The organism is Salegentibacter profundi, assembly GCF_054121475.1.
The window spans coordinates 22,141-35,241 of sequence record NZ_JBSYGG010000004.1 but is presented as its reverse complement, the minus strand read 5'-3'; the positions used below and the strand labels follow the sequence as shown (position 1 = coordinate 35,241).

13 protein-coding genes are annotated in these 13,101 nt (G+C 44.2%); 11 read left to right on the top strand and 2 right to left on the bottom strand.

The window, feature by feature from the left end:
* The first annotated feature begins 12 nt into the window (after window positions 1-12).
* Window positions 13-702, top strand: a complete 690-nt coding sequence (locus ACW6NC_RS06900) for an arylesterase (RefSeq protein ID WP_457864677.1) — start codon at window positions 13-15, stop codon at window positions 700-702.
* 5 nt (window positions 703-707) lie between these two features.
* Here ACW6NC_RS06900 and ACW6NC_RS06895 read toward each other — a convergent pair whose 3' ends face one another.
* Window positions 708-1,325 (bottom strand): SOS response-associated peptidase, encoded by a 618-nt coding sequence (locus ACW6NC_RS06895; RefSeq protein ID WP_457864675.1) that lies wholly within the window; start codon window positions 1,323-1,325, stop codon window positions 708-710.
* Between the two features lie 123 nt (window positions 1,326-1,448).
* Between ACW6NC_RS06895 and ACW6NC_RS06890 the strand changes: the two genes are divergently transcribed.
* The 10 genes from ACW6NC_RS06890 (at window position 1,449) to ACW6NC_RS06845 (ending at window position 11,244) form a co-directional block, all read left to right on the top strand.
* Window positions 1,449-2,513, top strand: a complete 1,065-nt coding sequence (locus ACW6NC_RS06890) for a transporter substrate-binding domain-containing protein (protein ID WP_457864673.1) — start codon at window positions 1,449-1,451, stop codon at window positions 2,511-2,513.
* 294 nt (window positions 2,514-2,807) lie between these two features.
* Window positions 2,808-4,013, top strand: coding sequence for a porin (locus tag ACW6NC_RS06885; RefSeq protein ID WP_457864671.1), 1,206 nt, complete (start codon window positions 2,808-2,810; stop codon window positions 4,011-4,013).
* A 13-nt stretch (window positions 4,014-4,026) separates the two neighbouring features.
* Window positions 4,027-4,962, top strand: coding sequence for a PstS family phosphate ABC transporter substrate-binding protein (locus ACW6NC_RS06880; protein WP_457864669.1), 936 nt, complete (start codon window positions 4,027-4,029; stop codon window positions 4,960-4,962).
* A 63-nt stretch (window positions 4,963-5,025) separates the two neighbouring features.
* On the top strand, window positions 5,026-5,904 hold the full coding sequence (gene pstC / locus ACW6NC_RS06875; protein ID WP_457864667.1) for a phosphate ABC transporter permease subunit PstC: 879 nt from the start codon (window positions 5,026-5,028) through the stop codon (window positions 5,902-5,904).
* Window positions 5,897-6,751: a phosphate ABC transporter permease PstA gene (pstA, locus tag ACW6NC_RS06870; protein WP_457864665.1), complete on the top strand. Its 855-nt coding sequence runs from the start codon at window positions 5,897-5,899 to the stop codon at window positions 6,749-6,751. The genes pstC and pstA overlap by 8 nt, the downstream gene beginning before the upstream one ends.
* Window positions 6,752-7,552 (top strand): phosphate ABC transporter ATP-binding protein PstB, encoded by an 801-nt coding sequence (pstB, locus tag ACW6NC_RS06865; protein ID WP_457864663.1) that lies wholly within the window; start codon window positions 6,752-6,754, stop codon window positions 7,550-7,552.
* 13 nt (window positions 7,553-7,565) lie between these two features.
* Window positions 7,566-8,249 carry a phosphate signaling complex protein PhoU gene (phoU, locus tag ACW6NC_RS06860; protein WP_457864661.1) on the top strand — a complete coding sequence of 228 codons (684 nt, stop codon included), beginning with the start codon at window positions 7,566-7,568 and terminating at the stop codon, window positions 8,247-8,249.
* A gap of 168 nt (window positions 8,250-8,417) precedes the next feature.
* Window positions 8,418-8,894 (top strand): DinB family protein, encoded by a 477-nt coding sequence (locus ACW6NC_RS06855; protein ID WP_457864659.1) that lies wholly within the window; start codon window positions 8,418-8,420, stop codon window positions 8,892-8,894.
* A 271-nt stretch (window positions 8,895-9,165) separates the two neighbouring features.
* Window positions 9,166-10,665 (top strand): flavin monoamine oxidase family protein, encoded by a 1,500-nt coding sequence (locus ACW6NC_RS06850; RefSeq protein WP_457864657.1) that lies wholly within the window; start codon window positions 9,166-9,168, stop codon window positions 10,663-10,665.
* Between the two features lie 69 nt (window positions 10,666-10,734).
* Complete coding sequence (locus tag ACW6NC_RS06845) at window positions 10,735-11,244, top strand: gamma carbonic anhydrase family protein (protein WP_457865231.1); 510 nt, start codon at window positions 10,735-10,737, stop codon at window positions 11,242-11,244.
* A 105-nt stretch (window positions 11,245-11,349) separates the two neighbouring features.
* Here ACW6NC_RS06845 and ACW6NC_RS06840 read toward each other — a convergent pair whose 3' ends face one another.
* Entirely contained in the window at window positions 11,350-12,846 is a 1,497-nt protein-coding gene (locus ACW6NC_RS06840; protein ID WP_457864655.1) for a S41 family peptidase, read from the bottom strand.
* Window positions 12,847-13,101 lie beyond the last annotated feature (255 nt).

Sequence of the window (13,101 nt, the reverse complement as noted above, 5' to 3'; positions counted from 1 at the left end):
AATACCGCTGTTATGAGAAACATCCCAATCCTTTTTATTTTTTTATCTTTTTTACTTCTTAGCTCCTGTGGAGAATCCTCAAAAAAAGAAGAAAAAGAAAGTATAGAAGAAACTGCTAAGCCCGATCTTAATAGCGAAAATGAAGTGGGAAAAACCATTGTTTTCTATGGCACCAGTCTCACTGCCGGGTTGGGGTTGGACCCGGAGCTGGCTTATCCAGCCCTTATTGAGCAAAGGCTGGATTCCCTTGGGATGGATTATGAGGTGATCAATGCCGGGTTAAGTGGGGAGACCACCGCTAGTGGAAAAAATAGACTTAACTGGGTACTCAACCAGAATGTGGATGTTTTTGTACTGGAACTCGGTGCCAATGATGGTCTGAGGGGCTTACCCCTGGAAGAAACCCGGAAAAACCTGCGGGAGATAATAAGGCTGGTGATGGAGAAAAATCCGGATACCCGGATCATCCTTGCCGGTATGCAGATCCCGCCAAATATGGGCGAGGATTATACGAGTGCTTTCAGAAATATCTTCCCGGAACTTGCCCGGGAGTATAACCTGGAATTAATACCTTTTCTCCTGGAGGGGGTAGCCGGTAATCCTGACCTGAACCAGGCCGATGGCATTCATCCTACCGCTGAGGGTCAAAAAATAATCGCTGAAAATGTCTGGGAGGTCCTGGAACCCGAGCTGGAGGAATAAGCCGTCTATACTGGTCTTGCAGCCAGTTTGACCTCATAGGGAAAAGCAAAGTCTACAATGGCCCGGCCCGATAAGTAGCTCTGGCGGTCTTCTTTTTTTAAGACCACGGGCATGCGTTGTTTGTTATTGTGAATCTCACTCATCAGCTCATTAGCCCTGGTCGTTATGATGGAGTAAGAGTTTACCCTCGCATTTGTTTTAGGATTGGTCCAGCTGGAATAGATCCCGGCAAAGGCAAAAACCTCCTGATCCTCCGGGGTGATCAGGAATTTCTTTTTTTCCTTGCCCTTAGCGTCTTTCCATTGCCATTCGTAATATCCATTGGCAATCACCAGGCATCTGTTGGCTACCGAATTTCTAAAAGCGGGCTTTTCACTGATGCTTTCGATCCTGGCATTTAACGTCATTTTCTTGATCTTATCATCTTTAGCCCAAAACGGGATCAAGCCCCAGTTGAACATTGCAATCTCCCCCTGGTTTTCATCGGTGACCACCGGGGTTTTTATAAAGCTAAAAGCATTGATTTCCTCCATGGGTTTATAAGCTTCAGGCTCGAGAAATCTGGCATCAAAGGCGCGTTCTATTTCACTGAGTTTGGCATTTAATTTAGTACGGTAACACATAATGGCAATTATTTCATTCTAAGGTACAATTTATCCGGAATTTATGCCTCACCACGGGATAAACATGATTCCTCCGGCTTGTCAGAAAAATTTTCTTTATTTTGTTTTAAATACCTTCCTCTTATGTTTAAATATGTGAATCTCATTCTCCTTACGGCTTTATTTTTTTCAGCCACATCTTATGCCCAGGATACCCTGGTTTCCAACGATAGAATACTTCAAATTGGGATTACCCAAACCCCTCCCTTTGTGGTAGAGGAAAACGGGGAGTATTCCGGACTTAGCATTTCCTCCTGGGAACTGGTCAATGAGAAACTGGGCGCGGAATATCAATATAAGGTCTATCCTTCTTTGATAGCACTCTTAGACGCTGTAGCACAAGGCGAGGTGGATTTTAGCATCAACCCGGTGACGGTGACTGATCTGCGGATGCAGCGAATGGATTTTTCCCAGCCTTATTTTATTTCCTATACCGGGGTGGCCAAAAAGAGTGAAACCATGATCTGGAGTTACCTGGCCAATATTTTTAGTTGGAATTTTATCAAAGGTATTCTCGTTCTTTTAGGGGTTATCTTATTATTTGGTTTCCTGGTTTGGATCTTTGAACATAAAAGGAACAAGGAGGAATTCGGCCCTGGAACACGCGGAATTCTTCAGGGGTTTTGGTGGAGCGCCGTAACGATGACCACGGTGGGCTATGGAGATAAAGCGCCCCGGACTTTTGGCGGGAGGCTTATCGGGCTTATCTGGATGTTTATGGCCATTGTGATGATCTCCGGGCTTACCGCCGGTATCGCTTCTTCTCTTACCGTACAGAGTATTGGCGATGAGATCACTTCGGTAGAGGATCTTAAACGCTTTGATGTGCTTACGGTAAAGGGGTCAAGTGCCCAGGAATTACTGGACCAATATGCGGTTAAAAGCAAAACGGTGGCTGACCAGCGAGAGGGCATCCAGGATATTTTGGATGGAAAATCAAGCCTTTTTGTCTATGATCAGCCTATTTTAAAATATGAGATAGCCCGTAGGGAGCTGGGAGACGAACTGGAAGTCTTGCAGAAGACCCTTAAACGGGATTATTATGGGTACAGCTTTCCCAAAGGCTCTCCGCTGCTAAAGGAAATAGATCCCATTCTGGTGGGCACCTTGAAGACTCTGGAATGGAACAACCTTCTGGAAGGTTATTAACATCCTTTAATGATCAAAACCAAAGGCCAGGATGGGGGTAAAGCCTAAAGTTAAATTTTAGATAACCTTGGCTTTACACACTATTGCTGGACTTAAAGCATATTTGTAATGCTGTTATGCATACAGGAATTCATATCATCTTTGTTTTTGTCGATTCAGATGTATGAGGGTTGCCCCGGCCAGGCAACCTTTTTTTAATTTGAGCGATTTTCTTTTTACTGAAGGATAATTTCTACTTAACTTAGAGTTAACATTGATGCTCGTTATTTGCAGTGACAAAAACAAAGAAAAATTATGGATTTCAGAAAAGGGTTTACCGCCTTAACAATTCTATTACTGGCATCATTGAATATGCAATCACAGGACCTTACAGAAAATACCTTCGGGAAAGGTCTTATTAACATTGTAGCAAAAGACAGCTCCTATAGTATGAATTTTGCTGCCAGATTCCAGTCCTTGTACACTTCCGAGTGGGAGTATCCACATTTCGAGGAATTCGAAACCGGAAAATCCAATCTTCTTATCAGGCGCGCTCGTTTAAAATTCGGGGGCTTCGCGTTAACGCCAAAGCTTGAGTATAAAATTGAATTAGGACTGTCAAACCGCGATCTCTCGGGTGGTTCAAAATACACTGGAAATACACCTCGTTATATTCTCGATGCGGTGCTAAAGTGGAATTTCTATGAAAACTTCGAACTCTGGGCAGGACAAACCAAGCTTCCGGGGAACCGCGAAAGGGTAATCTCTTCGGGCAACCTTGAAACGGTAGACCGCTCCCTGGTGAACAGTCGTTTTAACATCGATAGGGCAATGGGAGTGCAACTCCACCATTTTATTGACCTGGGGAATGACTTTATCATTAAGGAAGCCCTGGCATTTTCGCAAGGGGAAGGCCGCAATGTCACTACCGGAAATGAAGGGGGATTCCAGTACACCGGGAGATTGGAAGCTCTTCCTTTTGGAGACTTCGATGACTACAAAGGAGCCGACCTTAAAAGGGAACCCGAACCCAAACTGGGAGTGGGAATGACTTATGATTATAATGATGATGCCGTTCGGACCAGGTCCAATTCCGGGACTTATATGGAAACCGATGCTGGATTATTTCAAACTGATATCAAAACCTTTTTTCTCGATGCTATGTTTAAATACCGCGGCTGGTCGGTGATGGCCGAATATGCCAAACGAACTGCCGATGAGGTGGTAGCGGTGAATTCTGACGGCAGCCTAACCGGGGACCTGGTCAGTGTCGGGGAAGGTTTTAACCTGCAAACAGGATATGTGTTCAAGAATAACTTTCAACTTACTGGACGATATACCAGCCTGGATAAAGTAGGGGCGATAAGTGGTCTTGGGATCCAGGACCAGTATACCTTAGGACTTTCCAAGTATATCGTGGGCCATAAATTAAAAGTTCAAACTGACCTTAGCCTCAATAATTATGAGGATGATATCGACAATAGTTTAATGTTTAGATTCCAAATTGATTTTCACTTTTAATAACTAAGAAACAATGAAAAAGATTCTATTTACAAGCGCCCTGGCATTCTTGATGTTTGCCTGCGGTAACAATAAAAAAGATGATGGATCAGGTATCGCTATCGATGGTTCCAGTACGGTATACCCCGTAACTGAAGCCGTAGCCGAAGAATACAGAAATGAAGATCCAAAATTAAATGTAACCATTGGTGTATCAGGGACCGGCGGCGGTTTTCAGAAATTCGGCCGCGGTGATGTGGATATCGCCAATGCTTCGAGATCTATAAAAGAAGATGAAAAAGCTATAGCAGAGGAGAATAATATCAACTTCATTGAACTTGAAGTGGCCTATGATGGCCTTGCGGTAATAGCGCATCCGGAAAACGACTGGTTAGACTGTATCACCGTGGAAGAACTTAAAATGATCTGGGAACCTGCCGCTCAGGGAAAGATCAAACGTTGGAACCAGATCAGGGCTGAATGGCCGGATGAAGAAATCCATCTCTATGGTCCTGGTGTCGCTTCGGGTACCTTCGATTATTTTACCGAAGCCATCAATGGAGAAAGTGGGAGTAGTCGTGGGGACTATACGGCCAGTGAGGATGATAACGTATTGGTCCAGGGTGTTTCTGGTGATAAATATGGTCTAGGTTTCTTTGGTCTTGCCTATTATGGAGAAAACAGTGACAAGCTTAAATTAGTGGGAGTTGATGGAGGAGAAGGCTGCGTTGAGCCCAGTGTGGAGACCGTGAGTAACGGTACTTACGCCCCGCTATCCAGGCCTTTGTTTGTATATGTCAACAGCTCTTCGGTTCAAAATAATCCTAAGGTAATAGACTTTATGGAGTTTTACCTTGAAGAAGTTTCCTCCTTGCTAGAAGATGTGGGTTATGTGCCATTAACAGAAGAAGAGTATAAGAGGGAAAGAAAGAAGTTTAGTGATTTTGTCGCGCAAAACAAGGCGGAGTAAATAATCTATAAGGGAATTTCCGGGCCTTAACCGGGTCCGGGATTTTCCATATTATCTTTTTATATGCGGAAAATAAAAGAGGTTTTAATCGAAAAGAGCCTGCTAACCAGTGCCCTGATCACCATCCTGGTGACCCTGGGTATTATCCTGGTGCTTTCCCTGGAAGCCGTGAACTTTTTCAGGGAAGTCTCTATAATCGATTTCCTTACCGACAGGCAATGGACGCCATTGTTTACCGATAAGCATTTTGGGATTATGCCCCTGCTTTCCGGTACTTTGCTTACCTCCTTTATTGCCATTGCCTTTGCGGTACCTATCGGGCTGAGCATAAGTATTTATATCAGTGAATATGCACCCAGGAGCTTTAGAAGAACTATAAAACCGGCCCTTGAATTACTGGCTGCAGTGCCCACGGTGGTATATGGTTTTTTTGCCCTGACGGTAGTCACCCCATTTTTGCAGGGTTTTATCCCGGGTCTTGCCGGTTTTAATTCCCTATCAGCAGGTTTGGTAATGGGAATTATGATCATTCCTTTTGTTTCTTCCCTGAGTGAGGATGCTTTGCATGCAGTTCCGAATTCTTTAAGGGAAGCCGCTTACGGAATGGGGTCAACTAAATTACAAAATTCCTTCAGGGTCCTGGTGCCTGCAGCATCATCAGGAATCATTGTTTCTGTGATCCTGGCTATTTCCAGGGCCATCGGGGAGACGATGATCGTGGCCATTGCAGCCGGACAACAACCGCGATTAACGATGGACCCAACCGTCCCGGTGGAAACCATTACTGCCTATATTGTGCAGGTTAGCCTGGGGGATGTGGAACACGGTAGCCTGGAGTATCGAACCATCTTTGCCGCAGGGATAACGCTTTTCATTTTTACCTTCCTGCTCAATACTTTTAGTTACAAGATCAGGAAAAAATTCAGGGAAAAATATGAATAATATAAAAGCCAACCGACTCAAGGACCAGCTCTTTAAATTCTGGGGAATTGCCTGTACGCTCCTGGGATTAGTCCTACTGGCCATCTTTATAGGGTCCATTTTAATTGACGGACTGCAGCGAATTGATTGGGATTTTATTACCAGCCTGCCCTCGCGTAAGGCGGAAAGAGCCGGAATTTATACCGCCCTTATGGGCAGTGTCTGGGTTTTGGTACTAACCACCTTAATTGCACTGCCACTGGGAATCGCTGCTGCGATCTATCTTGAAGAGTACGCCAAAAAAGGCCGGCTATCATCGCTGCTCGAGGTTAATATTTCCAACCTCGCAGGAGTGCCTTCCATTATTTATGGTTTGCTGGGTCTTGAGATATTCGTGCGCATAGCGGAAATGGGATCCAGTGTTCTGGCAGGAAGTTTTACCCTGGCCTTGCTTATTTTACCTATTGTCATAGTCTCTACCAGAGAGGCTATAAAAGCAGTGCCCCAGTCTGTGAGAGATGCTTCTTTCGCTTTGGGAGCCTCCAGGTGGCAAACCGTGTCCCGCCAGTTACTACCGGCCTCTTTCGGGGGAATTTTAACCGGGGTTATCCTGGCGCTTTCCCGGGCTGTAGGGGAGACCGCCCCACTGATCGTGATCGGTGCCCTAACTTATGTACCCTTTGCCCCGGAGTCTCCGATGGATGAATTTTCGGTCTTGCCTATTCAGATATTTAACTGGATTTCCAGACCACAACAAGGCTTTGAGGTGAATGCCGCTGCCGCGATAATCATTTTATTATTAATAACTTTCCTGATGAATGGGATTGCTGTTTTCTTCAGAAATAAATGGCAGAAAAAATTAGGATAAATGAAGCAACAAGTGAACGAAAATATAGTAGATAAATCCATTAAACGAGTGCACAAACTCGAAGCCAAAGGAGTGAAGGTCTTTTATGACGACTTTGAGGCTATCAAAGGGATAGATATGCAGATTAAAGCCAATAAGGTAACTGCCTTTATTGGGCCTTCCGGTTGTGGTAAATCTACTTTTCTCCGACTATTTGACCGGATGAACGATTATGTGGATGGATTCAGAATGGAAGGAGAAATTCTCATAGATGGGCAGAATATCTATAAGAAGAAGGTGAACGTCGAACAGCTGCGCAAGCAGGTAGGCATGGTTTTTCAAAAACCCAATCCCTTTCCTAAATCTATTTATGAGAATGTGGCCTATGGATTAAAGATACAGGGTATCAAGGATAAAAAATTCCTGAAGGAAAAAGTAGAGGAGTCCTTAAAGCAAGTGGCGCTCTGGGATGAGGTAAAGGATGATCTCAATAAATCGGCAATGGCCCTTTCCGGTGGCCAGCAGCAAAGGCTTTGTATTGCACGTACCCTGGCGGTGGAGCCTTCCATTATCTTAATGGATGAACCTACTTCCGCCCTGGATCCGCTTTCAACGGCCAAGATCGAGGAGCTCATTTACGAGCTTAAACAGAAATACACTATTGTGATCGTCACACACAATATGCAACAAGCTGGTAGGATCAGTGATTACACTGCCTTTTTCTATCTTGGTGAATTAATCGAGTACGATAAATCGAAAAAACTCTTTACCAACCCGGAAAAACAGCAAACAGAGAATTATATTACAGGTAGGTTCGGATAAAAAACACAGTATTATGATAAGTTTAGACCAACACAAAGAAGCATTAAACCAGGCAGGTCTTGAAATGCTTCATCTTTGTCACAAACAGCTGATAAACGCCCGGGATGCCTTCTTTGCCCACGACAGCGATTTAGCAGAAGAGGTTGTTCACACTGAAAATAGGGTCAATGCCCTTGATCTTAGAATAGACAGGGATTGTGAGCGTTTCATCGCGCTTCATAATCCGGTAGCCAGTGACCTGAGGTTTGTTCTTGCCCTGCGAAAGATCAATTTTGACCTGGAAAGGGTGGGTGACCATGCCTACGGCATCTCTAAATATATCGTGGAACTCGACACGCCGATAGACAAGAAGCTCCTGGAAATGATGAGGGTCGAGGAGATGTTTAGCGCTGCACTTTCCATGTTGGAAGATATTACGGATTCTTATGAAGAAGTAGATACTAAAATGGCCAGAAAGGTCTTTAAAAAGGATAAAACCCTGAACAAGATCAATATGCAGTCTTTCGGGATCATATCGGAAGAAGTTCAAAAAGATCCAAAACTCATCAACCAGTTTCTCTTGCTCTTTTCGGTGATCAAAAAACTCGAACGCATTGGAGATCTCATTACCAATATCGCTGAGGAGATTATCTTTTACAGTGAAGCCGAGGTAATGAAACATCGCAAGAAGAAAAAAGTAAGACGCGGAAAGAACTGATAAAATAGTTTTTAGGATCACTTATAATGAAAACCGATGGGAAAACCTATCGGTTTTTTATTTCTAAATACCCTTCTCCATTGACAAGGGGCGTGTTCCTGACAATTATCATTTTAATCCATAAGGAATCTTTTTAATTTGTAAGGATTCATATTAAAGAAAGAAATTATGGAATGCAATGCTTACGCAAATCAATTGGCTGAATTCTCCTGGGAGATCAGGGATAAGAGCCTTGAGATCCTGGAAAGAATTCCTGAAGGTTTTATAAACTGGCGGTTGAATAATAATACGATGAGTTTTGTCCATATTGCTAAGCATCTGGTGCATGTCGATGAGCTCTTTCTGAGGATGATGCAGGCCGGGGAAAAAACCTATAAATGGCAGATGGGTTCTAAGGAGCCCCATTACCAGGTAGAGGAATCTGAATTTAAAGAAGTTAAGGAGCGTCTTAAAAGCCTACAGAAGGATCGTCACGCCTTGATTCAATCCATCGATGAAAAGGTCCTGGATGAAAAAGTAACCGGGGAACTTGGGGAACAAAGTAATCTTTGGTGGTTTATCATGCAAAAACTCCTCGAACACGAGGCCTATCATCGCGGACAATTGTCTGCTTACCTTAAGTTCCTCCAGGGAGAGCACGAATAATCTAATAGCCTGGAAATATTATTCTATTGCAGGTTCTCCCTGGCTGCCAGGAAACCCTAAAGAGCGGTTAAAAAACATTCTTACCTTGATTTTAGGTCCGGAATTTACACCTGGACCTAAAAGATTGTTTTTGTATTTAACTAAATTTCAATATCTTAGACAGGTGGCCTAAATGGCTTTACGGCAAATTTCGCTTATTACCCCCCTTTTCTATTGAATCCTTCCCTGCTTTTTTTGTGGTTATAAATCAAACTAACCAAGCTTTATAATTATGAAACCAAAAGATGTAACACAGATCAGCAGAAGAGAATTCCTGGAACAATTTAGTCTTGGAATGGGCGCCTTAAGTGCCAGCATGTTTTTTTCAATTCCACTTATGGCTAATGAGAAGGATTTAACCCGAACCAATAACCCCAGGGATATTCTGGTGCTTGGCGCTGGCCTGGCAGGATTGGCTGCGGGCTGGGAACTAAACAAAGCCGGGCATAAGGTCCGCATTCTGGAAGCCCGAAACCGTCCAGGGGGCCGTGTCTCTACCATTCGGGAACCTTTCCCGGAAGGATTATATGCTGAAGAAGGTGCTCTTGGGTTTTCTTCTACCTACACCCAATCCCTGAAATATATTGATGCCCTAGGCCTGGACCGTATTCCTTTTCCCATGCCTGAAAAAGCAGTGGTTTACTATTTTAATGGTAAAAGATTGGAAGTCAAGCCCGGAGAACCGGCCGATTGGCCTTACGAGCTAACCGAAGAAGAAAAGAAACTGGATCCGTTTGGACTGGTCATTAAATATATTATGGAGCCTCTGCCAGAAGAAAACACCAATCCTGAGGCCTGGGACCAACCACCACTTATTGATCTTGATAAGATTTCGCTCTACCAGTATATGAAACAACAGGGTGCCAGCGAGGGGGCTATCAAACTCATACAAAACACCCAGTGGTTTGCCGCGGAACCCCGGGAGACCTCCGGGCTTTCCATGGCGGTTTCTGATTTCGGACTCTTTATGAGCGGGACCTCTTTTTTTCAGTTAAAAAACGGTAATGATCAGCTGCCCAGGGCCATGGCAAACAAACTTGCAGATAAGATCGAATATAACAGCAGGGTGACCAAACTTCACGAGTCGGGAAATAAGGCAATTGTTGAGGTAGAAAATAGTGAAGGAAAATCTCAGTACCAGGCGGATTACGTGATCTGTACCATCCCGGCCGCTGTGCTTGCAAAAATCCCGTTTGAACCTGCTTTACCATCCCTTAAAGCAGAGGCCCTGCAGGAATTACCGGTCCTTGATGTGACCCGCAGCTTCTTCCAAACCGATAAGGCCTTTTGGCTGAGCAAAGATCTCTCCGGAGCAGCTTATACCGACCTGCCGGTAAAACAGATTACTCCCTATACTATGGACAGGAATCCTGCTGAAAACCCGGGCATACTCGAGAGCTATGCCATGGGGAAGGAAGCAAAGGCTCTGGGACAACTGGAAAAACAGGCCCTGGAGGATAAGCTGCTTCCACAGATGGAAAAGGTTTTTCCCGAGATGGCAACCCATCATACCCAAACCTATATAAAGGCCTGGGGAGAAGATCCTTTTGCTCTTGGCGGCCCGAGTTTTCCAGCCCCAGGAGATGTGAGCAAGTATTTAAAGGCCTTGCAGCGGCCACATGGACGTTTTCATTTTGCCGGGGAATATACCAGTATTTTGAGAAGCACTATGGAGGGAGCACTTCGGTCAGGAGTGGATGCGGCAAGGGAGGTCAACCAGATCAGTGGTTAAGATTTTGATGGAGGCCTTGCAGGATTGTTCCTGGAGAAAATTGCCTAACTTTCCGGCAAAAATCAGATGATGCCGCTTATTTTACCTGTAAAAGAAAAGAGCCCTGAATGGGGGAAAGATTGTTTTGTTGCTGAAAATGCGACCATTGTTGGGGATGTGGTGATGGGCACAAAATGCTCGGTATGGTTCAATGCTGTCATTCGAGGAGACGTCAATGCGATTCGAATAGGAGACCGGACCAATATCCAGGATGGAGCCGTGATCCATTGCACTTTTGAAAAAGCCGATACCAGGATCGGGAATGATGTTTCCATCGGGCATAATGCCATCGTACATGGCTGCCAGGTAAAAGATCATGCCCTGATAGGTATGGGGGCTATTGTGATGGATAAAGCAGTAGTAGGGGAGCATTGTATAATTGCAGCCGGAGCTGTGGTTCTGGAAAACACTATTTGTGAACCCGGACATATCTATGCCGGCACTCCCGCCCGGAAGGTGAAATCCCTTAGCCCGGACCAAATAAAGAACCTGGAGCAAACGGCCCGTAATTATATCATGTACAGCAGTTGGTTCAAATAGGCCCTTAATTCCCTGAAATCGGGAGAGCGGATAAAAGCGATATAAGCAGGAAAAGGGAACTGCTCCGAGGAGCTATTCCCTTTTTTAAGATTTCCAAAGCTATTATTATTCTGTAGTCTTAGCGGGAAGCTTCGATAGACCGTCGATGTACATTCTTTGGAAGCCAATATCGTTCATCCCGCTTTCCCCTATGGTTTTGAACTTTTCCAGGGTCTTTCTTTGATCTTCCGGTCGCTTCATCTGGGATTTTCCTAAAATTTGATTCAAGGCAGTGGCCAGTAAGGGTTCCTCTGGATCCCCCAGTGCACCCAAATTTCCGGGACTTTCTATATACTGGATGTCCGGCTCAAGGCCATCGATATAATCGGTTTTGCCATTGGCATTAGCAGATTTAAAAACCAGCGGCTGGATCGCGTAGGAATGATTATCACTGGCATTGGATTTGCCATAGTCAGGACTATCATAAAGGGTTACAGAGGCCTGGAACTTTCCTGTGGTGTGATCTCCAATTTGTATCACATCAATATAGGGTTCAAGTCCGTTGATGATTAATTCACTTGCTGAGGCTGTGCTTCGGGTTGTCAGGACATACACCTTTGAAAGATTCAGGCTGTTAATGGCTTCTCCGGTTCTGATTTTAGCATCAAAACGATTCAGTAATCGCTCCGGATCGTTGGCCTGAAAACTTTCCTGGTATTCCTTGTTCCATTGCTCCTTTAAGAAAATCTCTCCCTTGAACTGTCCGGTGATCATACTGGCCAGGTCAAGAGCCGATTCCACCGAACCACCGCCATTATAGCGCAGGTCAAGGACCAGATCATTGACCGCTTCCGCTTTAAATTCAGCAAAAACAGCATTGAGCTCAGCATCGAAATTCCCGGTAAAACTATTATACATCAGGTAAGCGATCTTTTGACCATCATTATCAAAAACTTTATGATTATGGACGGGGTTTTCCGTGTACTGATTTCGTGATAGCTGAGCGGTTTTATCGCTCATAATGATCGTTCCCTCTTCTATTTTGCCGATATTGATTTTCAGGTTGTCGTCCTCCAGCAGGGCATTAAAATTATTAAGATTAAGTTCCTGGCCGTTTACTTCGGTAAAGACCATTCCTCGCCTGAGATTTTCAGCCTCGGCAGAGGTTCCCGGTATTACATAGCGAATATAACCAAAGACCTTATTGGAAGTGCCAATCCTACCCAGGCCAAAATCCATTCCAGCAGTACTGCTGCTCACCCCATCGAAGCGGTCTTCCAGTGCCTGGTAATCATCGGTAATAAAACTAAACCGGTCCTGGGAATAGGTCAGGGCATCAAATAGATCTTCCGGGCTACTGAAGTTTTGCAGGTAGTCATCCCTTTCATAGTTTGATTCGAAATATTCATTACCAAGGCTGGGCACTTGGGCTTTATATAAATAAATATCCTTCATTCCCCGGTAGACGAATTGCTCCACTTCTAATTCTCCGGTATTTGTGCTTGAGTTTTCTGATTCTATTTTGGTCTCCGTCAGTTCATTGATAAGCGCTTCTTCTTCTTTTTCGCAGGAAAAAAAGAAAATACTTAAAAAACTTAAAATAATTATGGATTGGTATCTCATGAATTTGATTTAATGTTGAAATAGCAGTAACCTGAATATCATCAAAATTAACTGCGCCATAAATAATGCAGCAATTATGCCAGAGTATTCTGATTATGAGTATTTAAGGCTTGTTTAGCGGAGGGTTTTGCCAATTTTAAATTTGGTTTTCTATGGAAGAACTCAGCTTGAATTAAGGGTTACAGAAGGCTATGGTCGCTTTTGGTGTAGCCTATAAAGGACCCTTAACTTTCAAAAATATGAGCCTGCTCATAT

Bases quoted from the DNA above. Each gene is read 5' to 3' on its own strand.
- ACW6NC_RS06855 (WP_457864659.1), top strand. From the start codon at position 8,418: ATGGAATGCAATGCTTACGCAAATCAATTGGCTGAATTCTCCTGGGAG.
- ACW6NC_RS06885 (WP_457864671.1), top strand. From the start codon at position 2,808: ATGGATTTCAGAAAAGGGTTTACCGCCTTAACAATTCTATTACTGGCA.
- ACW6NC_RS06900 (WP_457864677.1), top strand. From the start codon at position 13: ATGAGAAACATCCCAATCCTTTTTATTTTTTTATCTTTTTTACTTCTT.
- phoU (WP_457864661.1), top strand. From the start codon at position 7,566: ATGATAAGTTTAGACCAACACAAAGAAGCATTAAACCAGGCAGGTCTT.
- ACW6NC_RS06880 (WP_457864669.1), top strand. From the start codon at position 4,027: ATGAAAAAGATTCTATTTACAAGCGCCCTGGCATTCTTGATGTTTGCC.
- pstC (WP_457864667.1), top strand. From the start codon at position 5,026: ATGCGGAAAATAAAAGAGGTTTTAATCGAAAAGAGCCTGCTAACCAGT.
- ACW6NC_RS06850 (WP_457864657.1), top strand. From the start codon at position 9,166: ATGAAACCAAAAGATGTAACACAGATCAGCAGAAGAGAATTCCTGGAA.
- ACW6NC_RS06895 (WP_457864675.1), bottom strand. From the start codon at position 1,325: ATGTGTTACCGTACTAAATTAAATGCCAAACTCAGTGAAATAGAACGC.
- pstB (WP_457864663.1), top strand. From the start codon at position 6,752: ATGAAGCAACAAGTGAACGAAAATATAGTAGATAAATCCATTAAACGA.
- pstA (WP_457864665.1), top strand. From the start codon at position 5,897: ATGAATAATATAAAAGCCAACCGACTCAAGGACCAGCTCTTTAAATTC.
- ACW6NC_RS06890 (WP_457864673.1), top strand. From the start codon at position 1,449: ATGTTTAAATATGTGAATCTCATTCTCCTTACGGCTTTATTTTTTTCA.
- ACW6NC_RS06840 (WP_457864655.1), bottom strand. From the start codon at position 12,846: ATGAGATACCAATCCATAATTATTTTAAGTTTTTTAAGTATTTTCTTT.
- ACW6NC_RS06845 (WP_457865231.1), top strand. From the start codon at position 10,735: ATGCCGCTTATTTTACCTGTAAAAGAAAAGAGCCCTGAATGGGGGAAA.